This window comes from Kouleothrix sp. 19917 (assembly GCF_057073505.1).
Genome location: NZ_CP097100.1, coordinates 567,210 through 592,239, shown reverse-complemented (window position 1 = coordinate 592,239; position 25,030 = coordinate 567,210). Strand labels below are relative to the sequence as shown.

Here is a 25,030-nt window from a genome sequence, read left to right as displayed (position 1 = left end):
CTTGTATCCTCCCGTTGCACAACCGCCTGCTGGCGAACGAACAGCGTGTTCGTTCGCCGGCTTCTTATGAAGAGGCGCCGGTGGGTGACTGGTTCAACGTCGTCCTGCTCGGCATTGTCGAGGGACTGACCGAGTTCTTGCCGATTTCTTCGACCGCGCATCTCTTGATTGTCGCAAAGATGCTGGGCTTTCGGAATGATGCTGGTGGTACCTTCGAGATCTTCATTCAGTCTGGTGCAATCCTCGCTGTGCTCGGCTTCTACGCCCGCGATCTGCTTGCGCAGGCGCGCACGCTCCCGCACGACGCAATGACGCGACGCTTCTGGACTGGTGCGCTGGTGGCATTCCTCCCGGCTGCGCTGGTCGGGATGGTAATGCGCACATGGATTAAAGCGGTCCTGTTTGGATCGCCCATGGTGATTGCCGGTGCACTGATCGTTGGCGGGGTCATCCTGATCATCATTGAGCTACTTCCCCGTCGCCTGGCCACGACTTCCAATCTGACCCATGTCTCGTTACGTCAGGCATTTGGTATCGGTGTGGCGCAGGTGTTCGCGCTCGTCCCTGGAATATCGCGCTCCGGCGCGTCGATCGTCGGAGGATTATTGGCTGGGCTGGATCGCGCGACCGCGACGCGCTTCTCATTCTATCTCGCCATCCCCACGCTCGGCGCCGCGACCCTGCTTGATCTGGTGAGTAGCCTCGATCAGCTTGTGCCCGGCGACTTGGGTCGGCTGGTGCTGGGCGCGCTGGTTTCGCTGGTCGTCGCCTGGATGAGCATCGGCTGGCTGCTCCGCTATGTCGCGCACAATGGTTTCGTCGCGTTCGGCGTCTATCGTATTGTCGTGGGGGCGGTTGTGCTGGCGCTCGTGGCTCTGGGAAGGCTCTGAGTGGGGATCGTTGGCTCCTCAGCGCGCTGTGCCGCTGCATTGACAATGAGTCGTATCTGCAATAAGATGCACCTAGGCTCATCCATATCGCAGGTGCGTTTCGCATTATTCTGTGGAGGCCACACACCGATAGCGCCAGGTGACTGCTGGCGCCCGTCGCTATGCAAATAAGGCACAAAGGAGGCTTACGTGTTCGCAGGTCTTTTAGCCTTGATCGGGCTCGGCTTCGCGCTCGGATTGCGTCATGGTATCGATTGGGACCACATCGCTGCGATCACCGATATCACCAGTTCGACGGTAGCAAATACAGAAGCGGAGACCGACGGGCGGATGCTGGCCGCTGGCATCGGCGGGTCGAATGTGAGTATCGGAGTGCCCGTGAGCGCTCTCGGCTCAAAGTGGAGCGAGTCGCGACAGGGCCTTTTTCTGGCAACGTTGTATGCGCTTGGCCACGCCAGCGTCGTGACCCTCCTGGGGCTGCTGGCGATCTGGCTGGGTGCAATTCTCCCGACCTGGGTCGACCCGCTGATGGAGCGCGTCGTCGGAGTAACGCTTGTGGTGCTCGGCGCCTGGATCTTCTACTCGCTCTGGCGCTATGGGCGCTCCTTTCAACTGAAGAGCCGCTGGATGGTGGTGTTTGCGCTGCTGGGCCGCGGCTGGGCCATGCTGAAAAGTAAGATCGCCGGCCAGCCACACGTTCACGATCACTCCCAGGAGATCGCACAATATGGCCCCAAAGCTGCCCTTGGCATCGGCATGATCCACGGCATCGGCGCGGAGACCGGCTCGCAAGCGCTCTTGCTGGCGGGTGCGGCTGGGGCCACATCAGCCGTCAGCGGCTCGCTGATGCTGCTGGCCTTCGTCGTCGGGCTGGTGATCTCGAATTCGCTGATCGCTGTCTTCTCGCTGGTTGGGTTTGTGTCTTCGAGTACCAAGCGGAACGTCTATGTTGTGATTGGCGTGCTGGCGGGGATCTTTAGCCTGGTGGTTGGCCTCCTCTTTCTCACCGGCCAGGGCGCCGAACTTCCTGACCTCCAGGCGCTCCTCGATCCCGTGTTTGGTGCAATTCGCTGACGACCACGACGTATCGACCCAGGTAAACTAGAGGTTGCGCATACAACCCGCACCAATCCGCTCTGGTAGATGACCAACGCCATTGTGCATGCACGAACGCACGCACAGTGGCGTTCGTCGTTTACCGTCGCTTATGATCTCTGGACCATCACTACGCGGCAAGCGGCGCAATGGCCGGGTATCGCCAGGTGTTCGAGCTGGATGGTGAAGCCGTAGCGCTCCTCGATAGTGGTCTTTAGCATCGCAAACACGTCATCAGGGATCTCGGTCTCCTGTTCGCATTCCTGGCAGATCAGGTGATGGTGATGATCCCCTCGGTGGCGGTACTCGTAGCGCAGCCGGCCATCACCGATGTTGATCGGCGCGACCAGCCCGACCGCCTGAAGCCACTGCAGGCTCCGGTAGACAGTCGCGATGTCGATGTAGGGCTGCTCCGGCACAATCGCCGCGTGAATTTCTTCAGCGGTCAGGTGCCGGGCGTTTGATTTGACCACCTGGAGGACCTGCAGGCGCTGGGGAGTCAGGCGATGCCCCTGCTGGCGTAGCAGCGTCGCTTCTTCAAGGTGTTCCATGATATGTTCCTTCCAGCTGGCTCTTCTGTAGCGTTATCTCCACATGGGTCAGGAGTACAGATGGCTATATCGTAGAAGGAACGCCTCTCACTGTCAATAGGAGGTGATATCCACACCTGGCACCCTCGTTCTACGCCGAACAGCAGACGTTCAAGGCTGCACCCACTTGAGTAGTTGCAAGACTTGCTTGACAACGAGACTGCGTCTGATTATAATGATCCCACCCCCTATGGGAGGGGGTAGCTAAGGAGCTACTATGATCGACCGCACGCTAACTGACTCGATCGTTGTGTACAGCACCGTCTGGTGCCCGGACTGCAAGCGCGCCAAGCGCTTCTTCGGCGAGCAGCGCGTGCCCTACGTCAACATTGATATCGAGCAGGACCCCGCAGCCATGGCATTTGTCCAGCAGATCAACCACGGCAAACGCATCATCCCCACCATCGTCTTCCCAGACGGCTCCATCCTGGTCGAGCCGTCCAATGCCGAGCTGGCTGCGAAGCTGGGGTTGCAGACAAAGGCGCAGCGCAGCTTCTACGATGCCATTGTGATTGGCGGCGGCCCGGCCGGACTGACGGCGGCCTTGTACATGGCCCGCGAAGGGTTGGACACGCTTGTGATCGAGAAGGCCGGGCTCGGTGGGCAGGCCGGCATCACCCAGACGCTCGACAACTTCCCTGGCTTTGACGAGGGCATCTCCGGCACGGAGTTCGCCGAACGGCTAGGACGCCAGGCGCGACGCTTCGGCGTCGAGATCCTGCAGGCGCAGACCGTGACAAACATTGGGCGCGAGGGGCCGTACCTGAGCATCACGACTGGTGATGGCTCGAGCTATGGCACCAAAGCCGGGCTGCTGGCGACCGGCGCACGCTATCGCACACTGGGTGTGCCAGGCGAAGAAGAGCTGATCGGCATCAACATCCACTTCTGCGCGACCTGTGACGGTGCATTCTACAAAGGTAAGAAAGTGCTCGTCGTCGGTGGGGGCAACAGCGGGCTCGAAGAAGGATTGTTTCTGACGAAGTTCGCGAACCAGGTGGACATCGTAGAGTTCCAGCCGCACCTGAAGGCCAGCCGGATTGTCCAGGACAAAGTGACCGAAATGCCGAATATGTCGGTAACGGTCAATCATGCGATCAAGGCGTTCAAAGGCAAGCATAAGCTCGAAGCCGTGCTTGTGCAGGATCGCGCCAGTGGCGAGGTGAAGGAGTGGCGCTACGATGGCGTGTTCGTCTTCATCGGTCTGGCGCCGAAGAGCGATCTGGTGAAGGGTCTGGTAGAGATCGACGAAGGTGGTTTCGTCGTCACCGATAAGACACTGATGACGTCGTTGCCCGGCTTATTCGCGGCCGGAGATGTGCGCGCCGGCGCGACCAAACAGGCCGCCTCAGCCGCCGGCGAAGGCGCCACGGCAGCACTGATGATCCGCGAATATCTCAAAAGCGTCGGATAAGCAAGTAGCACTTGACACGTGCGCTGCTCATGACTACAATATACCCATCCCCCCTGGGAGGGGATAATACATCTAGATATAAGGACACGCGCAGATGAACACTGACAAACACCAGCTGTTGAACCGGCTCAAGACCATCGAAGGCCATGTGCGTGGGGTCCAGCGGATGGTCGAAGATGATGCCTACTGTGTTGACATAATCAAGCAGACCCAGGCGATCCAGCGCGCGCTGGACAAGTTCAACAGCCTGATCCTGGCCGGACATCTCAACGGTTGTGTGACGACGGCCATCCGCGGTGAGGATCCGCAGGAGCGCGAGCGCGTGGTGTCAGAATTGCTCCAGGTCTTTGAGACCACCAGCAATTTATAGACACCGCACATGCATCCATTGTAATTGGCATCAGCACAAAAGGAGATCACTGTGACAACCGAACGTTTCCAGGTACCAGACGTATCGTGCCAGCACTGCGTCAACGCCATCACGCAGGAAGTCTCGGCGCTGCCCGGCGTGGCGCGCGTCCAGGTTGCGCTGGACACCAAGACGGTCACGGTCGAGCACGGCGAGCAGGTCACGACCGACGCCATTATCGCCGCGATCAACGAGGCCGGGTACGACGAGGTCGAGCCCCTTAATTAGCGCGAGGCACAACCGATGGACGGCGGACATCCGTCTCGTACACGCTCCATGTGTCGTCCATCGATATACACCAGCACCTGGTCTGTGTGTCAAATGGCACACCTGCGTTCGCCTTCACGCACATCTTGCCTTCCATGCTCGATGATTTTGGCGACTTTGACGGACCGGGCTGATATGATTATGCTCATCCCCTCACAAGGGAAGGGTAAAAGATACGAAGGTGTCCTATGGCAGAGCAACAGATTGAACTTCCGATCACCGGCATGACCTGCGCCTCCTGCGTCAACCGGGTCGCGAAGGCCTTGAAAAAGGTCCCCGGGGTGCAGGATGCCAGCGTCAATCTGGCGACCGAGCAGGCCGCGGTCAGCTACGACCCGGCCCAGGTCGCGCCGGCCCAATTACAGGCCGCGGTTGAAAACGCCGGCTACGGTATCGTCACCGATCAGCTTGAAATTCCGATCACCGGCATGACCTGCGCGTCGTGCGTCAACCGGGTTGAGAAGGCACTCCGACGGGTGCCGGGCGTGCTCGACGCCAGCGTCAACCTGGCGAGTGAGCAGGCCGCAGTGACCTATATACCGTCCGCGACTGGCTGGGGCGAGCTGAAGGCTGCCGTAGAGCGCGCCGGCTACGGTGTGATCGAGACAACTGCCACGGATGCGGGGGTGATGGAGGATGCCGAAGCGACCGCGCGGGCGCGTGAGCTGGCTGATAAGCGCCGCAAGCTGCTCGTCGGCGTGGCGCTCGGCCTGCCGCTTTTCCTGCTCTCGATGGCGCGCGACTTCGGCCTGATCCAACCGTGGCTCACGCCGTTCTGGGCGGCTAACGAAGCGCTGATGGGCCACGAAGGTGGCCCAATGCTGATGCACTACCCGGCCCGCGCCGACCTGCTGAACTGGCTGTTCCTACTCCTGGCCACGCCGGTGCAGTTCTACAGCGGCTGGGACTTCTATGTCCATGCCTGGAAAGCGCTCAAGAATAAGACCGCCAACATGGACACCCTGATCGCTCTCGGCTCGTCGGCGGCGTATGTCTACAGCGTCGCGGTGTTATTCCTCGGGTTGTCTGGGCACGTCTACTTCGAGACGGCGGCCTTGATCATCACGCTGATCCTTGTTGGCAAGTTCCTGGAGGCCCGCGCCAAGAGCCAGACCAGTACGGCGATTCGGGCGTTGATGGGCCTGCAGGCGAAGACCGCGCGCGTGCTGCGTGGTGGCGTCGAGCAGGATGTGCCCGTCGCGGAGGTGCGCAAGGGCGAGATTGTGATCGTGCGGCCAGGTGAGAAGGTGCCGGTCGACGGTGTGATCGTCAGCGGCCGCTCAAGCCTCGACGAGAGTATGGTCACTGGTGAGAGCCTGCCGGTCGAAAAGGGTGAGGGCGACACGGTGATCGGTGCGACTGTGAATAAGAGTGGCAGCTTCCAGTTCCGCGCCACGCGAGTGGGCAAAGAGACCGCGCTGGCGCAGATCATCCGGCTGGTGCAGCAGGCGCAGGGCAGCCGCGCGCCGGTGCAGCGCCTGGTCGATCAGGTCGCGGCGGTGTTCGTGCCGATCGTGATCGCCATCGCGCTGCTGACATTCATAGCCTGGTACGTCCTCGGGGGGGTCGGCTTCACGCAGGCCATGATCTTCGCGGTGGCGGTGCTGGTGATCGCCTGCCCGTGCGCGCTGGGCCTGGCCACGCCGACCGCGATCATGGTCGGCACAGGCACTGGCGCCGAGCATGGGATTCTGATCAAGAACGCCGAGAGCCTGGAGCGGGCGAATGCTATCCAGACGGTGGTGCTGGACAAGACTGGCACCATCACTGCGGGCAAGCCGGTAGTCACGGATCTCGTCGTTGCACATGCGGCGATGGCGCCGGTGGCAGCTGGCGTGAATGGCGATGGCCCGGACCATGGCAATGCCACCGGCGCACACGGTGCTGCAGATTCTGATCAGTTGCTGCGGCTGGCGGCCAGTGCCGAGCGCGGGAGCGAGCACCCGCTGGGCGAGGCGATCGTGGGCGCGGCGCACTCTCGTGGCCTCAATCTGGCGAAGCCGGAGCAGTTCCAGGCTATTGCTGGGCAGGGCATCACGGCAGTGGTGGACGGCCACGCGGTGCTGCTGGGCAACAGAGTGCTGATGCGCGAGTGGAGCATTGACCTCAGCAGCGTCGATGCGGACATCGAGCGGCTGCAGCGTGAGGGCAAGACGGCAATGATCGTGGCCGCAGACGGCGCAGCGCTGGGCATCATCGCCGTGGCCGATACGGTCAAGTCGACCTCAGGTGCGGCGGTGGCTGAGCTGCACCGCCTGGGCATCCAGGTCGCGATGCTGACCGGCGACAATGCGCGCACGGCCGAGGCGATTGCGCGGCAGGTCGGCATCGACCGGGTGCTGGCCGAGGTGCTGCCAGAACAGAAGGTCAACGAGGTCAAGCGGCTCCAGCAGGAGGGCCGCGTGGTGGCGATGGTCGGCGACGGCATCAACGACGCCCCAGCGCTGGCCCAGGCCGATGTTGGCATTGCCATCGGCACCGGCACCGACGTCGCCATGGAGGCCGCCGATGTCACCCTGATGCGCGGCGACCTGCGCAGCGTTCCACAGGCAATCACGCTCAGCAAGCGGACACTCACGACGATCAAGTGGAACCTGTTCTGGGCCTTCATCTACAACGTGATCGGCATCCCTCTCGCCGCTGGCGTGCTCTACCCATTCTTTGGCCTCCAGCTCAGCCCAATCATCGCGGCGGCCGCTATGGCGTTCTCGTCCGTCTTCGTGGTGACAAATTCGCTGCGACTGCGCGGCGTGCAGATTGAGGCGTAGAACGATGGTGTTCTCCTGAATGGCTTATGTTCCTTAACTGCAAGAGACCAGGCAGCGATCGTGCGGAGCCTCCACCGGTTGCTGTCAGGTTCTCTCCATGGTGAATCAGGATGATTCTACGCCGGCGCTGGAGCGATTGCTGACGCATTGATGTTTGGTACCATTAGAAGTGAGGATCGTGTGACATCTGCTGATACAAAGACGCGCGTGGCCAGGACGCCGATCAAGACAATCAAGGTGCGCGCCCGCGACGAAGACTTCCGCATTGTTCAGGTGCACGGCACGCTGCTCGTCTGTTCGAAGGCGCACGGCAACTGCTGCTGTGGCTGGACCGAGAAGGGGCGGGCGCCAGTCAACACCGCGCTCTACAGCGAGGAGTGGGAGCGGCGCAAGATTCGCAACAAAGTACACCTCAGCTTTACCGGCTGCCTCGGCCCGTGTGCGGTTGGGAACAATGCCTTGCTGCAGATCTTCGGCCAGTCAATCTGGTTCAAGGATCTGAACGGCGACCAGTATGTCCCTCTGATCTATGACTACATCGAATCGATGCTGGAGGCCGGGCATGCCCTTCCACCGCCTGAGAATCTGGCAGATCACGTCTATGCCCGCTACCTGCCAGCCCCAAGCGGCGACACGCTAACGATCGGTGCGGCTGTGGAGGAGGATGACGATGGGCTGGAGCGGCTCGACCCGGTCTGCCTGATGGATGTCGATCCGGCGACCGCACGGTGGACATCGGAATATGGCGGGCGCACATTTTACTTCTGCTCGCCTGGCTGTAAGAAATCGTTCGAGCGCAACCCGCAGGAGTATCTTGAAGAGGTTGGCCTGGGCGAGGCCTGCGGTATAGATCTGAAAGCCGGGTAGTTCTGCTATCTTATACAGCCATCATCAGACCGCGAGAGGAGGAGGTTGCGGGATTCTGCTCCTCGCGGGCAGCGCTACGAGCGGCGGGCTTCGTGCATAACACCGCGTGAGTGTGAGCAGGCTTGTGGCGGATGCACAAACTGCTGATGTAAAAGGTTCGGCGACCATTTCTGCCCATAGACCTCGTTGCCCAACAGCCGTCACAACACTCCCTCCTTATCCGGAAAGCGCGCCCAGCCGCGTGACCCGTCGCGCCGGTCTTCATCCTCCCTCGCTCAAGGCAAGCCATAGCTTGCCAGGCGCTCCATCTCATCGATCCCGCCGCAGTCACCAACCTCCAGGCCCTGCGGCTTCCGGCACGTGTGCCAGTATGGCGCCAAATGCAGACTTGTGGGAATAGGATATGCGGGGATGAGGTGTATCGCTCTCGGCATGAGAGCGAGCTGTCGCTGAACGACGAAAGGACGTGCCTGTGACAAATATAACCCTACCTCTGCTGGGACCACTTGCATGGATCGACGTCATCCTGCTCGGTTGGTTTGCACTGACTGCCGGGTCAGTGGTCTACGTGGCCTGGGATGCCTTCACCAACAATCCCGAGATGACGGTGATGAAATGGGGCTGGGTGCTCGTAACGCTCTACCTCGGCCCGATCAGCCTCGTGCTCTATGTCCTGTCGTGTAAGGAGCCGGCGCCAGGCACGCACGAGGAATTCATCAAGCCGCTCTGGAAGCAGGGGCTCGGCTCGGCTATTCACTGCGTCGCCGGTGATGCGACCGGGATTATCGTCGCCGCGACGATTACGGCGGCGCTGGGCCTGCCGATGTGGATCGACCTGATCGTCGAGTACGTCGCCGGCTTCGCCTTCGGCCTGCTGATCTTCCAGGCGCTGTTCATGAAGGATATGATGGGTGGCTCGTACCTGGCGGCGCTCAGGCACTCGCTGCTGCCCGAGTGGGTCTCGATGAACTGTATGATGGCTGGCATGTTCCCGACCATGGTGGTGTTGATGATGGGCCGCGACATGCGCGCGATGGAGCCGAGCGAGCTGGTCTTCTGGGGCGCGATGTCCGCAGCGGTTGGCGTCGGTCTGTTGACCTGCTATCCGGTCAATCTCTGGCTGGTGAACAAGGGCCTCAAGCACGGCATGGGCACCGTTCGCGCGCTGGGGAAGGGCGGACATAGCCTGGACGCCGAGCGTGTCCGACTCGGCCTGGCCCCCACGCCCGGTGCCACCCCTCACGCCGGCCACAGCATGGGAGGAGCATAACGATGAACCAGCACGATCATGAGCACATGTCCGACCAGCAGCCGAGGGGCGCAGGTGATCCGCAGAACAAGGATAGGATCGCAGCAGATCACGAGAGCACACATGATCAGCACACGCAGCCAGCGCCTGCCGATCGGCAGGCGCCGGCGACGAGCGATGGCGCAGGGCACCGCGACCACGCCGTAGCCGAGGAGCCCGCTGCCAGGCAGCCGGCGACCGCTCCGGCTGACGGTGGCCAGACCGAACCGCGCGATGGCCAGAGCAATCACGAGGTAACGGGGCACGGCGGCATGGATCACATGGGGATGAGCACAACAATCCCGCTGGCCTATCGCCCGACGCGCGCACAGATCGCAGCGGTCAGCTTCCTGTCGGTGCTGGCGCTCACCGCCGCGCTGATCTTCTCCGCCTCCTACGCCAATCTGCGCCTCAGCGCGCGTGATGTCGGTGGCGCGATCATGCCGCCGGGGATGATCATGACCTACGACACGCCCGGCCAGTCCATGCGCGACATGGCGGCAGTCGACCCACGCACCGTCAGCTACACCGCTCCAGCGGACGCGCGCGGCGATCAGATGCTCGAGCCGCGGGTCGAGAACGGCGTGAAGGTGTTCGACCTCGACGTCTCAGTGATCAAGTGGAACATCCTGCCCTACGAGCAGGTGATGGCCTACGCCTTCAACCGCCAGGTGCCGGGGCCGCGCATCCGCGTGACCGAAGGCGATCGTGTGCGAATCAACGTCACCAACAATTTGCCCGAAGAAACCAGCGTCCACTGGCACGGCCTGATCCTGCCAAACGTGATGGACGGCCCCGCCGAGATCACCCAGGCGCCGATCGAGCCGGGAGAGACCTACACCTACGAGTTCACCACCCAGCAGGCTGGCACTTTTTTCTACCACACCCATAGGGAGCCGGATCGGCAACAGGCGCTGGGGATGTATGGTGCGCTGATCATCGATCCCAAGGATGCGGCTGGCCAGCCGGCCTACGATCTGGAATACACCATCCAGCTACAGGAGTGGCTGGAAAAGGAGGGCTACACCTACCCGGCGATGCTGATGGAGGGGGCGCTGCCGAACTTCTTCACGATCAATGGCAAGGCATACCCGGCGACTGATACCATCCAGATGAAGGTCGGCCAGAAGGTGCTGTTGCGCTTCATCGGCTCGAACAACAACTTCGTGCATCCAATGCATGTGCATGGCGGGCCGTTCACGATCGTAGGGACGGATGGCAACCCGGTGCCGCAGGCAGCTCAGATCGCGAAGGACACGGTCAACGTCGGTCCTGGCGAGCGCTACGACGTGATCTGGACGGCGCGCGAGCCGGGCAGGTGGCTGCTGCATTGCCACATCCCACACCATACGACCAACGATAACGTCGAGGAGCAGGGCGCTGGTGGCCTGACCGTGATCATCAATGTGACCCCTTAGCACGGATGGTCGGCATCCGCCGCGTCGCGCGAGGGTCATGTCATCCTGTGTCGTGACGGCTATATCAAGCACATAAGGTTAGGCGATCGCATCCTAACCGCCGAACGCGTCTCTGACACATCCCTGATCAGACCTGTTGCGCAAGGAAAGGAGCGATAGCAATTGAAGACCAGTCTCACATCCTCAACTGCCTCCCGCGCCCAACGGCAGCGCGCTGCCGCGCATCCCTGGTTCGAGTGGGGCGTGGCTCTCTTCGCGACCTGGTTTGTCGTGGGCCTCTACCTGGACGGCTGGGCCCATATTTATGAACTCCCAGAGACCTTCTTTACACCCTGGCATGCCATGATCTACAGCGGGGTGCTGGGCGCAGCGCTCGTGCTCGGGGGCAGTGGCTTCCTGGCCTGGCGCCATGGTGCGCCATGGCGCCAGGCGCTCCCAGCGGGGTATCGGCTTTCCCTGCTGGGGGTTGGCCTGTTTCTGATCACCGGCATTGCGGACTTCGTCTGGCACCTGGTCTTTGGCATCGAGGCCGACCTGGAAGCGCTCTATAGTCCGCCCCACCTGGTGCTGGCCGCAGCCGGCGCGTTGATCGCCAGCGGTCCGCTGCGAGCAGCCTGGTATCAGCGCCAGGCCAATTCGATGACTCTCTGGCGCGCCATCCTCTCGCTCACCCTACTGCTGGCGATCTTCAGCTTCTTCACCAGTGAGGCCCACCCCCTGGTCCATCCCTGGGCCTACCTCCGCTTGCGCCCGCTGGCCCTGGATGCCAGCACCCTCGGGCTCCCCGCCTTGCAGGCGGGCGGCGTCGGCAGCCAGGAGCTGGCCCAGACGTTGGGCATGAGCAGTATCCTGCTCCAGACTGGCGTACTGATGGCCTTGCTGCTGATGATGATCCGCCGGTGGGGTGCGCAGCTTCCGCTCGGTTGGCTGACGTTTGTCTTCGCGCTCAATGGTGTGGGCCTGGGGATCTTCCATGCCACCCCCTGGGCTGGCCTAGTCGCCGGTCTCGCCGGAATTGTCGCCGACATCTTGTATCGCTGGCTCCAGCCCGATGTGCAGCAGCCGCAACAGCTGCGGCTGTGGAGTGCGCTTGTGCCGCTCGTGTTCTACAGCCTCTACTTCCTGGCGTTGCAGATGGTGGGGGGGATCTGGTGGCCGATTCATCTCTGGGCGGGCGGGATCGCCTTAGCGGGTGTGACGGGCTGGCTGATGAGTTATCTCATCCTGCCGCCTGCGCTTCCAGAGCCGGCGCGGGGCCACACCATGCAGCGCGAAGCGTGAGCACGCCTGGTGTGCCTTGCAGGGGTCGGGCCAACGTCTGTGTCAATGAAGCGCTGGGCGAGCCAGGTGCTTGCCCGCGGTTCTCTCCAGACCCACACGCAAGCGCAATCTTAGTTCACTGAAGCGAGCGCTACCGCGCCGGCCAGTGGCCCTGGCACGGCGCGGTGCGGTCTGGGCGTTAGAGGAGCTGCTGCCCTCTGCCCTTGAGCATGCCAGGGCAGTGACGTCTGCGACCGCCGTCTTGGGTGGCCGGGACGAGATCGCGTATGGGGCGCGGGCATTCCGGCGATTATCAGCTGGCCGTGGCTTCAGCCTGCAGAGTCAGACGCGCCGGGGGCGGCCTCCAGCCGAGCGTCTCGTCGCTCATGCGCAACAAGGCACTGGCAGGGATGAGGCGTGCGAGCGCGTTGCGCAGCCTGACGGCGATCGGGTTCCGCCACTCGGCAATCCGTCCCCAGCCTGCGGAGATGCGGACCAGGCGTTGGGCCCGCGCTTTACGCGCGCGCTCGTAGGCTGCCAACGCCTCCGGGATGTTGACGTCGCCTGGCAGCAGATTGATGAGGGTCACAGCGTCTTCAAGCGCCAGGCATCCTCCCTGCCCAATATCCGGGGTGAGCGCGTGGGCTGCGTCGCCCAGCAGCACAATGCAGCCGGCGTGATACTGCGGCAGAGGAGTCGCGAGGTGGTAGATGTCGTGCCGCAGCAGGGCCTGTGTGGGTGTTGCCTCGAGCAGTGCCGGGATCGGGTCGTGCCAGTCGCGGTACCGGGCGGCGAGGTCGCGGATGCTATCTTGTGTGTGGGATCGCGCGGGCAACGACGCGGTTGCGAACCAGTAGACCTGCCCGTCGGCAAGTGGCACGATCCCGAAGCGCTGGCCGCGGCCCCACGTCTCGGTTACCCCAACCGTGCGGCTCGCCGTTGGGGCTGCGTCGGCAGGCACCAGTCCGCGCCAGGTGATGTAGCCAGCGTAGGCTGGCCCGGGGTGGCGGGGGAAGAGCGCGGTCCGGACGCGGCTGTCGATGCCATCTGCGCCAACGACCAGGTCGGCGGCGTCTTCGCCGGGGCCGTCCCGTCCATCATACGTCACGACGGGTTCAGCGGTGTTCCTGACACCGGTCACGAAGTGCCCGGTTCGTATCGTCGCGCCAGCGGCGCCCGCGACGAGCATCTCGTGCAGATCGGCTCGATGAAGCGCGAAGGAAGGGACACCGAAGCGCGCCTCGAGTGCTTCGACGCGAGTGCGCATGAGCCAGCGCCCCGAGGTGTGGCGGATGCCAGCCGCGCCGTGGGCCATGCCTCGCGAGCGCAACTCCGCTCCGAGGCCCAGCCAGTCCAGCGCCCGCACGGCATTTGGTGCCAGCGTGATGCCTGCCCCAACCGGGCCGAATGCCTGCGCCTGCTCGTAGAGTGTGACGTCCCAGCCCATGTGCAGCAATCCGCGAGCAGTCGCGAGCCCGCCGATACCGCCGCCGACAATGATGACTTTCCGGTTCATGTGTTGTCTCCCAGAGCCTGCTCGCACCAATGCATGCCCGGCGGGGTTATCCGCGGTTGGGCAGGCTTCGCCCAGCAGGGCATGCGCGCCGGGGAGCAGCGACCGTCTGAGGTGTTTCTACCGCTTCGGTGCAACTCGATTGAGACATTCGTGATCGCGTCCGAACGCATCATCATACCATCGTGGCGTTGTTCATCGGAGGCGGTTCTTTAAATTGTGATCATGCGGCATGGTGATGCTTGTGGCCTGCTGGCTGATGGGCATGGTCTGTGTCGCTTTCCTCGCCACCGTGCCCGGTCACGCCAATCATATGGCGGTACGCCAGCTCGCCGCCGGTATAGCCTGTCACGGCGAGGGTGACGGTTGTGAGGGCTGAGAGTATGAGACCCCACGGCAGGACCGCCGCCGCCTCGTCGCCCAGCCGCAGCAGCAGGCTCACAAGCGCCAGCGCGAGGGCCGCGCCGTTGCCGAGCGCGTGGATCCAGCCGGCGGTGTGCTCGCGCGCCCGGCCGATGGTCACAAAGTCGATCAGGCCGAAGACGGCGGCCAGCGCGCCCGTCACCAGGCCGGCGCCGACCAGCCAGAGCGAGACGCGTGCCCAGAACGGATCGGCAGTCCACCAGTAGCCGAGGTCGGTCGCGAGTGCTCCGATCAGGAACGCAATCGGGAATGGGATGAGCGCCGGGTGGATCGGATGACCAGCGATGGCGGCCCTGCTTGGGACACCCGTGGTATGGTCGCCTGCCATGAAGATGTGCTCCTTCCTGATACGACAATTGTGAGAAAACCAATCACTGAAGGCGCCATCAATGGTGCCCGCCGCCCTTTTCCGTCATCGCGCTGGCCTGCTGATGGCGACCATTGCCACCTTTCGCTGCTCCATCACCGAGCACCAGCACATCCAGCGCGCCGACATTGACCAGCATCTGTTCAACATCGGGCCGGGCGTCTTCGGACACAACAGCATGAAGCTCATGCCCAGGCGCGGGGGCAGGGGCGCGGAACAGGTGCAACAACGCGCCGATGAGTGCGCCGGCGATCGCCAAGAGGCTGGCGCTGAAGACCACCGACGCCACCGCGCCGGAGGCGAGCGCCGGCGCAACGGCCGGCAGGGCGATACGGCCGGAGTAAATCAGGATGCCTACCACGACACCGGCGAGCGCGCCAAGCGCGAGGCCCACCCATGTCTCCAAGCCGATCTCGACTGTTGTGACGCCCATTTGTGCGCTTATGGCCTCCTGGTGGACCTGATTATGCGACACTTCCTCGATGTGCGTCGACACCACCTGGTCATCGACAGCCTGCGCCGCCTGCCGGGCCTGCGCAGCCGTCGGGAAATGCGCAACGATCTCCTGGGTCGCCGTGGCCTCACCGCGCGTTCCATGCTCCTGACGCTGGTGCGCTGCGCCGCCGTTCGCGCTGTGGTCATTATGCTGTGCCTGGGTGTTCCTTTGCTCGTGGGCGGCATCGTGGTGATGATCGGCATGGTGCATTTTTTCGCGTTCGGTCATGGTCAGGTTCCTTCCGTTTGCGCTGCCTTGGGCCGCAGCAGCCCATCGATTTCGCCCTGCAGCCGGGCGCTGATCGCCGTCGTGTTGCCGACAATCGAGCCGTGGTTGAAGAGCTGGTCGCGCGCCGCCGCGGGGCGCGGGCGCACCGTCTCATCCAGGTAGCGCCGCACTGGCTCGGGCACGGCATCCTGTTGAACAAGTAAGATCGGCCCGTGCTTGCCGCGGTGCGAGAGCAGCGCAGCCGCGATCCCTTCGGCCCAGGCATCCGGGTTGACGAAGGTGAAGTTGTGCCCTCCCTCGGCGATGCCCCAGCCGAAGTCGCGTGGACTGCGCCCGATCCAGAAGCCGAAGTCCTGGCCGCTGTCGCGGTAGCCGGCAAAGTAGGCCGACAGCGCGTAGGGGTCCGGCGCGGAGAGCCGCTGGACGTGGCCGTAGCGGGCCAGCTCGCGGGCGACCCCCTCCGAGATCGCCGACTCCGGCCCCATCAGATACATAAAAGTCGGCCCGTAGCGGCGACTGAGCACGCCGCGGGTCGCCTCGGGAATGCTGTCACGATTAACGAACACGAAGCCACTGGGCATATGCGCGACGAACGATAGCGCCGGGATGGCGAAGTCCGGCTGATCGAGTGAGGCTACGACCACCGTATCGGGGTGATCGGCGTGGATAGCGGCGCGGTAGTCGTCCACCGCCGCCGCCAGACTGACCGGATCGCCCGGCGCGCCCTGAATGCGCCGCACCTTCAGGCCCATGCCCTCAACCTCGCGCACCACGCCCTCGGCGATGTCGCCGACCACGATCGCTTTGACGTTGCCATCGAAGGCCTGTCCTTCCGGCTCGAAACGCTCTAGCGCCGCCCGCGTCTCCGGCGGGATGCGGTCGCGCTCGACGAACAGGATCGGCGCGTCGATCGGATGATGGATGATCGAGACCGTCGCCATCAGCTCGGCTTTTTGATCCGGCCGCGCCAGGATGATCGTCTGCGGCTGGTTCAGCTCGCTCGTCGCCGGGAAGGTCGTTTGCGCCAGTGTTACGGCGGTTTCGTAGACATTCCGCCCGGCATAGCGGGTCGTGAAGCCGGTTGAGAGCGCATTGTCTGGCAGCGGCACGAGCGGCGCCTGGGCACGGCTGGACGCGGCAGCGCTCCACCAGAGTCCGCCAGCGACCAGTAGCGCAAGTGGCAACCACGTCAGCAACACTATTTTTCGCATCATGCACCTCTCACATCGTGCCGGGCTGTAACTTCCGACGGACCAGCCAGGCGTCGATCGGCAGCGCGATGAGCCAGCCGGCCAGGATGGACACGACGACGGTGCCCCACCACATGATTTCATCGTCGGTGGGCATCTCTTCCATCATCAACTCCATCATCTGAATCCACCACATGAAGCCCATCATCCCAATGGCCATCGCGGTCATCGAGAGGAACGCCGGCTGGAAGGCGCGTCGCACCGCCTGGCCGTAGGAGAGTTGTTCGTGCTCCATGAACATCGCCGCGTGCATGAGGAGCCAGTGCAACAGCAGTGCGCCGAAGTAGGCGATGAAGATCGAGAGCATCATCGAGTTGCCCAGCCAGAAGACTGGCCCGCGGAAGATGAGTAGCGGCAGCCCGAGCGCCGTCACGATCCAGGAGATGACCAGCATGAGCGGTCCATCGAAGCCGCGATTCATCGCCGACGCGGCCAGCGCCGGGCCAAACCCCTGCCGCTGCCACATCGCCATCTGGCCGTGCCGCATCCAGGGAACCTTGTGGTAGCTGCGGCGATAGAGCCACACGGCGAGCGGCCCCAGCACCAGGCCGAGCAGCGTCCAGGTGGCCCGCATCATCGCACTCATCTGCGGGATGCGCCGTAAGCTGTGCAGGAAGATCCACAAGCCACATGCGAACCCGGCAGCGACCCAGACAACCAGGAGCATTTCCAATCCGGATAGCCCATCCTCCTGGAAGCGGTACGCGCCGATCTCCTGCGAGTTGTCGGCCCACCCCTGGGTGGTGATACTGATGCGCTCGACATCGCCGAGGATCCACAAATGGTTGAAGGGGCCTTCGGCGGGGGTCACGAAAAACTCCGGGCGCATCTTCCAGAGGTACTGCTCGGTCGCGGGCGGGATGCGGTCGCGCTCGACCCACAGCAGTGGGCCAAACTTCCCGAAGCGGGCAAGTGAGAGGCCGGCAACCGCCGCCAGCGGATCGTCGCGATTGGCGAGCACGAAGTTGTGGGTTGCGATCGGGCGGCTGGCGTCGAGGCCCCAGCCAGCGTCGGCGGCTTCGTCGCGATACTCGGCCATAGCGACCGCCGCTGAGATTCCATCCCAGGCGACGACGCGCTGCACAGTGCCATAGCGGCTCAAATCCTCATTTGTGGCGTTCGCACCGACGAGATAGATCCGCGCCTGTCCGCCGCGGCGCTCCAGCGCTCGACGTGTCGCATCCGGCAGCGGGCTGCCGCCGAAGAGCACACTGTCGCCCGACTGAGCCGCCCAGTAGGCGGCCGGCACGGCGTAGCTGGGATCTTCCGGCACGAGCCAGATGTTTGGCTGTGCCGCCCCGGCGATCCGCGCGACGATATCGTCCACGCTGGCGGCCAGCTCGGCTGGATTGTTGCCCGGGATCTGCGTGCTCGTGCCAGCGCTGGCCGGTTGATTGCTTCCTATCTGAATGGTCGTCGCGCCGCCCAGCGCGGCAACGCCGCGCGGGCGCAAGCGCGCGACTTCGGCACCCACATCAGTCGTTCCGTCGGGCAGCAGCAGTGGGCCATTCACCCAGCGAAGGAGCGGCGCGGCGACAACAGCGGCCTGCCACGTATCGGCAGAGGCAAGCACAACGCCATTCGGCGCGCCATCTGTGCCGTCCGGGAAGAGCGCGCGGGATGTCGCTGCGGCGATCGCCGCGGGAGTACGCTCGGCGAGCCGGGTGCTATCCTTCATATTGAGCGTCAGCAGCCCATCCGGTGGCGAGCCGCCCGAACCGCTCCAAACGAGCCACAGGATGTAGAGCGGCACGAGCAGAATCACCAATCCAAGCACGAGCGCTGTGCCAATCACTGCTCGGCGCATGGCGTTTCCTTTCACACGTTCTCAAAGCAGAACCTTACAGGAAGCCCCGCTCTGTAAGCGTGCGTCAAGATCTGGGCCAACGCCTGTGTGAGCAGTCTAGCGAACAGTGTGGCTTCTCCCGGCCTCAAAGGTATGTGCCCAACTTGTAGGTCTTGCAGCGTCCTGGTGTTCATTCTGCCGATTCTCTACACATCTGTATGGTATCGAGGGTTTTTGATAGATGATCGTGCCCACTGTGTGATTTCATCCGATTGTGTGGCTTTTGCTACGATCGCGCCGTAGAGGGGCACTATAGCGGTTTGCAGATCACTTGAGCATGGGCGATGAAACGAGATAGCCACAATGGTCGAAGAATGCACGGGCGTCAGCCGATGTGATCGTGGCAAGTGCTTCCGCAATCGCCGCTTCAAGCGCTTCTTTGGTACGAGCCGCTGCACGCCGTACCGCCTGTTTGATCTTGGCGAATGCCAGTTCAATCGGTGTGAGGTCAGGTGAATAGGCCGGCAAAAACCAGACGTCACACTGCTTGTGCGCAAGCAACGGCTCCAATCGCGCACGTTTGTGGGCACTGAGATTGTCAAACACCACGATTTGGCCCTGTTGCAGCGTTGGGGCAAGAACGTGTTCGACATATGCTTCAATCGTCAAATGGTCGGCACCGCCCTCGAAGAGCATTGGCGCTTGCATGCCCGCAGTCGACAGGGCGGCGATCAAGGTCGTATTGGGTGGTGTATTCCGTGGTGTTTGCTCCGACACACGCACGCCGGCAGGGGCACGTCCATAGCGTGGCGTCATATCAAGGTTATAGCCCGTTTCGTCAACGACAACGAATGCTTCAGCAGCGTGTTGTAGTATGCGCAGGCGATAGGTACAGCGCAGACCTTCGTCACGCTCAAGCGCACTCAGGCTCTTTTTTTTCGTGGCAAGCCGATGGTGGCAAGCGTGCGGCACATGGTCGCTTGGCTGACGCGCACACCGGTTTGCTCGGCCCACGCGTCGCACAGGTGGGCGAGTGTGGCATCGGGGCCGGCAGCAACAAGATCTGCCAGGGCTGGATGCTGTGTGCTGGGAATGGCAGGCTGCGGGCCACCAGCGTGTGGACGCGCGGCCAAACTGTCTGAGGTACGCTGCTGTTTGAGGTAGCGCGTCAAGGTGGATTGCGAAATCTGGAAGATGCGCAGCACGTCGGCTCGCGACAGCCCTTCCGTCACTGCCGCAACCACGCGTTGGCGTAAATCGAGAGAATAGGCTTTCATGCGCGCAGTATGACATATGCTCAATCCGTTTGCAAACCGCTATAGTGTGGGTCGACCTGCGCGAGGTTGCGAACCTCGCCGATCGTCCCACGAGGTGTGAGCATATGCGCTCTGCACAACGATACTGGCTGCATGCTATTGTTTGACGCTTCTCGTCCCGCCAAGTCTGTACAGTGGCTGCCATGGAGAACGTGGTATCATGCGCCACGCTTGCCCGGCGTGCCAACATCGTCGCATGGATTCAGCTCGAGGAGGAGGAGCGCCGAATGCCTCGATTGGTGATTGCTGCCCTGATCGCGCTTGTGATCGCGGGCGCAAGCCTGTTCATCCCTGGTGTGCGGAGTCAAGTGCGAGCGATCGTCCGCCCGGAGCCACCGCCGCGGATCACGCCATTGGCGGTAACCTTGCCGCAACTTGCTGCGACCGCGACGGCACATCCGACTGCCGTAGCGCGTGCTGCCGCTGCCCCCGCCCGCGCCACGGCACGATCTGGACAGACGGCTACCGCTGTACCGACTCGGACGCCAAGCCCTACAGCCCTGCCAACACCGACGCCAGGTCCAGTCGTTGTGAATGGCCGCACCTACGACGCTTACATACCTGCAGCGAGCAAGGAGCAGCAAGCCTACAAGTATTCGTGCGAGTTCGACGCCGCCTGGGTGATCTTGCAGAGCTATGGCTTCGATGTGAACGTCGATGATATGATCGCGGTCGTCGGCGTGGACACGAGCATCGAGCCGTACATCGAAGAGACCAGAGATGGCTTTTTCATCTACGGCGGCGACATTACCCGGCACTTCTCGGGTAACATCAAAGAGAACTTCCTGGCGCGCGGCACAGGCAGCGCCATCCGCAAGGCGTTCGAGCAGTACGACCTGACAGTAACATCGGTCAACGACCGCGCTGGCGTCGAGGCGGCGCTGCGCGCGGGTCAGCTCGTCTGGATCAAGACCACGGTCGACTTCAAGCCCTGGCGTCCGGCGACCTGGGTCATGCCGGACGGGCGCACCCGTCAGACCGTGCTGGGAAATGATCACGCCGTTGTCGTGATGGGCTTCAACAATCAAAGCGTGGTCATCCGCGACGTGCTGGGCCCGACCAGCAGCAACTGGCAGCGGCCCTATGAGTACGAGGTCGAGTGGCCCACATTCCTGGCCGCCTGGGGCGCACAGGAATTCGACGGTCTTGCCGTAGCGCCCCCACAGTAGTGCCATGCGCGATCCCGATCAGTATGACGACGTTGCCGAAGTGTTCGCTCGCTATTCGGAGCGGGCCGTTTTTCCAATCACCGCCTGTCTTCTGGAAATGACCGGGTTGAGCATCGGGCAATGGGTGCTGGATGTCGCCTGTGGTTCGGGCATGCTCACGCGCGCGGCGGCGGCCGTGGTTGGGGCAAGCGGCCGGGCGATTGGCATCGATCTTTCACCAGGCCAGATTCGTGTCGCAACGTCTCGGTCGCGCCAGCAGGGGTATCACTGGAACGAGTTCAGTCTCATGGATGCGCTGCGACTCGGATTTGCGAACGATTCGTTCGATGTCGTTGTCGCCCAGTTTCCACACTTGCCCGATCGGGAGCGCTGCCTGGCAGAAATGTTCCGGGTGCTCAAGCCGGGCGGCACCTTCGCGATCTGCAATGGTGGCGGTGGGGCGGCAGCCTGGCCACTCGCTCAGGCGCCGCTTCAGGCTGAGATAGCTGCGGGTGGAGTCATTGATGGATTATTCTGGTTGTGTCTTTCCGAGCATTTTCCGCACCTGATCGCACAACCAGCTGGAAATGCCCCAGTAGTCCGGGATGATCCGCACGTTGCCCTGAGAAATGAGCTTGAACAGGCGGGATTCGGTGAGATTTGCCTCTGGTCGTATGCCTACACGGCGCCGTTCGAGAGCGCTGAGGAAGCCTTTGAGTGGGAAAGCGTGCGCACAAGCGCCTATCGCATGGCGCAATCCGCTCTCAACCCCGCCAGCGTGGTGGTCTTCAAGCGCGATTATCTGCGCAAGGCGCAAGTCAAACGCGATCAGTACGGTCTGTTAGGAATCACAACCGCGGCGCTCTTTGGCATGGGCTACAAACCCGTTCGAGATTGATACACCCGTCTGCGGCCGTGAACCACGCCGTGGATGGAGATAGAGTCAGGCGAGGCGCATGGAGGCTGCGCCTCGCCTGTGTGGTGGGCTATCCACGCGCTCGCTGAGACGCCCTGCGGCGGAGGATATACCCGCTGACCAGCAGGACGCCCGTGATCACGGCCAGCACAGCCCACCGGTACTGGTTGCCTTCGTCGCCCGTGTTCGGCAACGCGCGCGGCGCGGTTGATGTGCCGGGCGCCGCTGGCGCTCCACCTGCCGGCGCTGTTGTTGGAGCCATAGCTGGCGCACCCATACTCATGACCGCATCCATACCGTGCTGCATATCGCCAGTTGGCACCGGCGGATTAATGCTAAACACACCTTGCAGCCAGCCGCCGAACATGGCCTGCTCCTCCTGCTGGCTTCTGATCATCTCCTGTGCCTGATCCTTTAGCTCATTGTGCGTTGCTTTTTGCAGCACGAGCTGTCCAATTTTAATGGCCGTCTCGTGATGCTCACGCATCATCGCCAGGAAGAGTTTCTCGCGCATGGCGGGGTCAGCCTGCATCAGCATATCCATCATGGACTGCGACATCTTCATCCGCGGGTCCGGGTTGGGTTGTTGCCCATACCAATCGCTCATCCAGCTGGTGAGATCCTCGATCTCTTTTTGCTGTGCGTTGATGATCGTTGTGGCTGCATCCCGCACTTCTTTATGCGGTGCGTCGTTCTGGACCATGCGCGCCATCGCGATCGCGTCCTGGTGGTGCGGGATGATGCTGTTGATGTACGCGATCTCGAAATCCTGGCCGCTCTTTTGGGCCAGCTCATCCATCGCCGCCTGCATCTTCTGGAAGTCGGGGCCGTGCTGTGCTGCCACGTTGGTGCTCAAGGCTGGATGCACAAGCACCACGATTGTCAGGATGACCGCCATCATCACCTTGCTGAGTAACCGCTTCAAGGCTTCCTCCTGTGTGCTCTACGCTTTCCGTACACACGGGCAGCATAGAGCAGCGATACGGACACTGTATGTCATGTCCAGTTCATATAGGCGGCATCTGTAGAAGCATAAGGCGTACCCCACATGTCAACATATCACTTCCGAACCGACGGATTTTTGTTCCGATAGCCTCGCCGCTTGACAATAAAGGTTGTCAACAGTTCAGGATGTATCAATGTCTTTTCAAACCAGCGCTGCTGCCTTGACCCACGAGGTCTATCGTGGTGCGACGAGTGTGGCTTTTGCTCCATGGGTGTGGTAAAACGCCCATTCGTTCAATCGTGCATCTTCTCTGTGCACGAACGCCGTCTCCTTTTGCAGCCGTTTGCTCCAGGTGTTACGATAGCAGCGCGGACAGCGAAAAGCGCGGGAGCACGTGCATGACATCTTCACCGATCACCATCCTGGTCGTTGACGACGAGCAGCGCCTGCGTGACCTCCTGCGCGGGTACCTGGAACATGAGGGCTTTGCGGTGCGCACAGCCGCCGACGGCCGGACCGCACTTGATCTGGCGCGCCAGCACACGCCCGACCTCGTCGTGTTGGACCTCATGCTGCCCGGATTAGACGGCCTGGAGGTCTGCCGCCGGCTGCGCACCTTCTCTGACGCCTATGTGATTATGCTCACCGCCAAAGCCGAGGAAATCGACCGGATCGTCGGTCTGGAGGTCGGCGCCGACGACTACCTGACCAAGCCATTCTCGCCACGTGAGCTGATCGCGCGCGTGCGCGCGATGCTCCGTCGGCCGCGGCGTGGTACAGCGGAAGCGCCTCCCGATGTCCTACCGCCGCAGCGCTTTGGATCACTGCTGATCGACCACGCGCGCCACGAGGTCACGCTGGAGGCTGCGGTCGTCCCGCTGACGACACTCGAATACGCCCTCTTAACCACGCTTGCCGCCCATCCTGGCCGCGTTTTCACCCGCGACCAGCTCCTCGAGCGCGTCTGGGGTGCCGACTACTTCGGCGACGACCACGTGGTCGACGTGCATATCGCGAACCTGCGTAAGAAACTTGGCGACGACCCGGCAGTTCCGACATACATCGAGACTGTGCGCGGCGCGGGCTACCGCTTCACAGGGAAGGCAAGCTGAACATGGAGCGACGCATCGGCAGTGGACTGCGTGGCAAGATCTTCCTGGCGCACCTGCTGGTCATCATCGTCGGTGTCCTCACCCTGTTCGCCGCGACCCTCAGTATTGCGCCGACGCTGTTCGATCGCCTTATGATCGCGATGATGGGGCCGGATGCGTCGTCGATGGGCGACATGATGGCCGGGATGGCTGAAACAACCGCGCAGGCGTTCCGATCCGCCATGCTCCAGGCGCTGCTCCTCAGCGCAGGCGCAGCAACGCTGGCCGCCGTCGCCGTCAGCCTGTTTGTCTCGGCGCGGATTGTCACGCCGATCCAGCAACTGCTGGCGGCTAGCCGCCGCATTGCAAGCGGCCACTACGCCGAGCGGGCGAGTGCGGACGCGGACGACGAGCTGGGCGCACTGGCGAGGCAGTTCAACACGATGGCAGCCGAACTGGAGGCGGCTGAACGGCGGCGCATCGCGCTGATCGGCGATGTGGCCCACGAGCTGCGCACGCCACTCGCGACGATCGAGGGCTACACCGAAGGATTGCTTGACGGCGTGGTCGAGCCAGGGGATGCGACCTGGGCGCTGCTCCACGACGAGGTTGGGCGGTTGCGGCGCTTGGTGCAGGATCTGCAAGAGCTGTCGCGGGCCGAGGCACGCCAGCTGCCGCTGCAGCTGCGTCCCTGCCAGGTGGCCGAGCTGGTCGATCAGGCAATACGCCGTATCGCGCCACAATTTACGGAGAAGGGAGTTACGCTGACCACGGACATCCCCTCTGATCTCCCTCCCGTTCAGGCCGATGCCGACCGGATCACCCAGGTGCTGATCAACCTGCTCGGGAACGCGCTGCGCTACACGCCGTCAGAAGGTAACGTACGGGTGAGTGCCGAGCGGCAGGGGGATTCGGTCGCATTCCATGTTGCTGACAGCGGCATCGGCATCGCGCCGGAGCATCTACCGCAGCTGTTCGAGCGCTTCTACCGCGTCGATAAGGCTCGCTCACGCGCGCTCGGTGGGAGCGGTATCGGGCTGACGATCGCGAAGGCGCTCGTCGAGGCGCACGATGGACACATCTGGGCGAGTAGCCCCGGCCTGGACCAGGGCGCCACGTTCTCCTTCACGCTCCCAATCGCTCCGGGCTAAAAATCAGAGTGTCTCCCGCTGCTTTTCCCCTGTTTGGGCTCCCCGCTGCACGATATCCTTGTATTCCCTATCCTTACAAATGGCTCGATTTCTTGACCAAACCTTGATGATCGCGCGCATCAGGTCTTGATCT

The 25,030-nt window shown here is 62.7% G+C and carries 21 protein-coding genes and 1 pseudogene; 13 read left to right on the top strand and 9 right to left on the bottom strand.

Annotation, left to right across the window (positions count from 1 at the left end; all coding sequences use genetic code 11):
• Window positions 1-14: 14 nt before the first annotated feature.
• On the top strand, window positions 15-890 hold the full coding sequence (locus M1P90_RS37780; protein WP_483705231.1) for an undecaprenyl-diphosphate phosphatase: 876 nt from the start codon (window positions 15-17) through the stop codon (window positions 888-890).
• Between the two features lie 189 nt (window positions 891-1,079).
• Complete coding sequence (locus tag M1P90_RS37775) at window positions 1,080-1,964, top strand: hypothetical protein (RefSeq protein WP_483705229.1); 885 nt, start codon at window positions 1,080-1,082, stop codon at window positions 1,962-1,964.
• A gap of 131 nt (window positions 1,965-2,095) precedes the next feature.
• Here the strand turns inward: M1P90_RS37775 and M1P90_RS37770 are convergent, their stop codons facing one another.
• Window positions 2,096-2,536 (bottom strand): Fur family transcriptional regulator, encoded by a 441-nt coding sequence (locus M1P90_RS37770; RefSeq protein ID WP_483705227.1) that lies wholly within the window; start codon window positions 2,534-2,536, stop codon window positions 2,096-2,098.
• Between the two features lie 256 nt (window positions 2,537-2,792).
• Between M1P90_RS37770 and M1P90_RS37765 the strand changes: the two genes are divergently transcribed.
• The 7 genes and pseudogenes from M1P90_RS37765 (at window position 2,793) to M1P90_RS37735 (ending at window position 12,287) form a co-directional block, all read left to right on the top strand.
• Window positions 2,793-3,989 carry an FAD-dependent oxidoreductase gene (locus M1P90_RS37765; protein ID WP_483705225.1) on the top strand — a complete coding sequence of 399 codons (1,197 nt, stop codon included), beginning with the start codon at window positions 2,793-2,795 and terminating at the stop codon, window positions 3,987-3,989.
• A 94-nt stretch (window positions 3,990-4,083) separates the two neighbouring features.
• A complete protein-coding gene (locus tag M1P90_RS37760) occupies window positions 4,084-4,359 on the top strand; it encodes a metal-sensitive transcriptional regulator (RefSeq protein ID WP_483705223.1) in 276 nt (91 codons plus the stop codon).
• Between the two features lie 51 nt (window positions 4,360-4,410).
• Complete coding sequence (locus M1P90_RS37755) at window positions 4,411-4,626, top strand: heavy-metal-associated domain-containing protein (protein ID WP_483705221.1); 216 nt, start codon at window positions 4,411-4,413, stop codon at window positions 4,624-4,626.
• Window positions 4,627-4,853: 227 nt separating this feature from the next.
• Window positions 4,854-7,433, top strand: a complete 2,580-nt coding sequence (locus tag M1P90_RS37750; RefSeq protein ID WP_483705219.1) for a heavy metal translocating P-type ATPase — start codon at window positions 4,854-4,856, stop codon at window positions 7,431-7,433.
• A 180-nt stretch (window positions 7,434-7,613) separates the two neighbouring features.
• Window positions 7,614-8,300 carry a YHS domain-containing protein gene (locus tag M1P90_RS37745; RefSeq protein ID WP_483705217.1) on the top strand — a complete coding sequence of 229 codons (687 nt, stop codon included), beginning with the start codon at window positions 7,614-7,616 and terminating at the stop codon, window positions 8,298-8,300.
• Between the two features lie 601 nt (window positions 8,301-8,901).
• Window positions 8,902-11,006: pseudogene (locus tag M1P90_RS37740) on the top strand (multicopper oxidase domain-containing protein).
• 162 nt (window positions 11,007-11,168) lie between these two features.
• Window positions 11,169-12,287, top strand: coding sequence for a hypothetical protein (locus tag M1P90_RS37735; RefSeq protein WP_483705215.1), 1,119 nt, complete (start codon window positions 11,169-11,171; stop codon window positions 12,285-12,287).
• 292 nt (window positions 12,288-12,579) lie between these two features.
• Here the strand turns inward: M1P90_RS37735 and M1P90_RS37730 are convergent, their stop codons facing one another.
• From M1P90_RS37730 to M1P90_RS37700, 7 genes are all read right to left on the bottom strand, one after another.
• Window positions 12,580-13,782, bottom strand: a complete 1,203-nt coding sequence (locus M1P90_RS37730; protein ID WP_483705213.1) for an FAD-dependent monooxygenase — start codon at window positions 13,780-13,782, stop codon at window positions 12,580-12,582.
• 220 nt (window positions 13,783-14,002) lie between these two features.
• A complete protein-coding gene (locus M1P90_RS37725) occupies window positions 14,003-14,530 on the bottom strand; it encodes a DUF2231 domain-containing protein (protein WP_483705211.1) in 528 nt (175 codons plus the stop codon).
• A 58-nt stretch (window positions 14,531-14,588) separates the two neighbouring features.
• The gene (locus tag M1P90_RS37720) at window positions 14,589-15,293 is read right to left on the bottom strand and encodes a hypothetical protein (RefSeq protein ID WP_483705209.1); all 705 of its coding nucleotides are present in this window, start codon (window positions 15,291-15,293) and stop codon (window positions 14,589-14,591) included.
• A 2-nt stretch (window positions 15,294-15,295) separates the two neighbouring features.
• On the bottom strand, window positions 15,296-16,507 hold the full coding sequence (locus M1P90_RS37715; protein WP_483705207.1) for a hypothetical protein: 1,212 nt from the start codon (window positions 16,505-16,507) through the stop codon (window positions 15,296-15,298).
• Between the two features lie 7 nt (window positions 16,508-16,514).
• Window positions 16,515-18,350, bottom strand: coding sequence for a DUF4396 domain-containing protein (locus M1P90_RS37710; RefSeq protein ID WP_483705205.1), 1,836 nt, complete (start codon window positions 18,348-18,350; stop codon window positions 16,515-16,517).
• A 306-nt stretch (window positions 18,351-18,656) separates the two neighbouring features.
• Entirely contained in the window at window positions 18,657-19,301 is a 645-nt protein-coding gene (locus M1P90_RS37705) for an IS630 family transposase (RefSeq protein ID WP_483705203.1), read from the bottom strand.
• Complete coding sequence (locus tag M1P90_RS37700) at window positions 19,253-19,606, bottom strand: helix-turn-helix domain-containing protein (protein WP_483705201.1); 354 nt, start codon at window positions 19,604-19,606, stop codon at window positions 19,253-19,255. The genes M1P90_RS37705 and M1P90_RS37700 overlap by 49 nt, the downstream gene beginning before the upstream one ends.
• A 569-nt stretch (window positions 19,607-20,175) precedes the next feature.
• On the opposite strand from M1P90_RS37700, the gene M1P90_RS37695 reads away from it, so the two are divergent.
• Window positions 20,176-20,814: a C39 family peptidase gene (locus M1P90_RS37695; RefSeq protein ID WP_483705199.1), complete on the top strand. Its 639-nt coding sequence runs from the start codon at window positions 20,176-20,178 to the stop codon at window positions 20,812-20,814.
• A gap of 4 nt (window positions 20,815-20,818) precedes the next feature.
• Window positions 20,819-21,691, top strand: coding sequence for a class I SAM-dependent methyltransferase (locus M1P90_RS37690; RefSeq protein WP_483705197.1), 873 nt, complete (start codon window positions 20,819-20,821; stop codon window positions 21,689-21,691).
• An 88-nt stretch (window positions 21,692-21,779) separates the two neighbouring features.
• Here the strand turns inward: M1P90_RS37690 and M1P90_RS37685 are convergent, their stop codons facing one another.
• Window positions 21,780-22,634 (bottom strand): DUF305 domain-containing protein, encoded by an 855-nt coding sequence (locus tag M1P90_RS37685; RefSeq protein ID WP_483705195.1) that lies wholly within the window; start codon window positions 22,632-22,634, stop codon window positions 21,780-21,782.
• Window positions 22,635-23,053: 419 nt separating this feature from the next.
• Here M1P90_RS37685 and M1P90_RS37680 point away from each other — a divergent pair, with 419 nt between their 5' ends.
• Window positions 23,054-23,767: a response regulator transcription factor gene (locus M1P90_RS37680; protein ID WP_483705193.1), complete on the top strand. Its 714-nt coding sequence runs from the start codon at window positions 23,054-23,056 to the stop codon at window positions 23,765-23,767.
• Between the two features lie 2 nt (window positions 23,768-23,769).
• On the top strand, window positions 23,770-24,897 hold the full coding sequence (locus M1P90_RS37675) for a sensor histidine kinase (RefSeq protein WP_483705191.1): 1,128 nt from the start codon (window positions 23,770-23,772) through the stop codon (window positions 24,895-24,897).
• The last annotated feature ends 133 nt before the right edge of the window (window positions 24,898-25,030 follow it).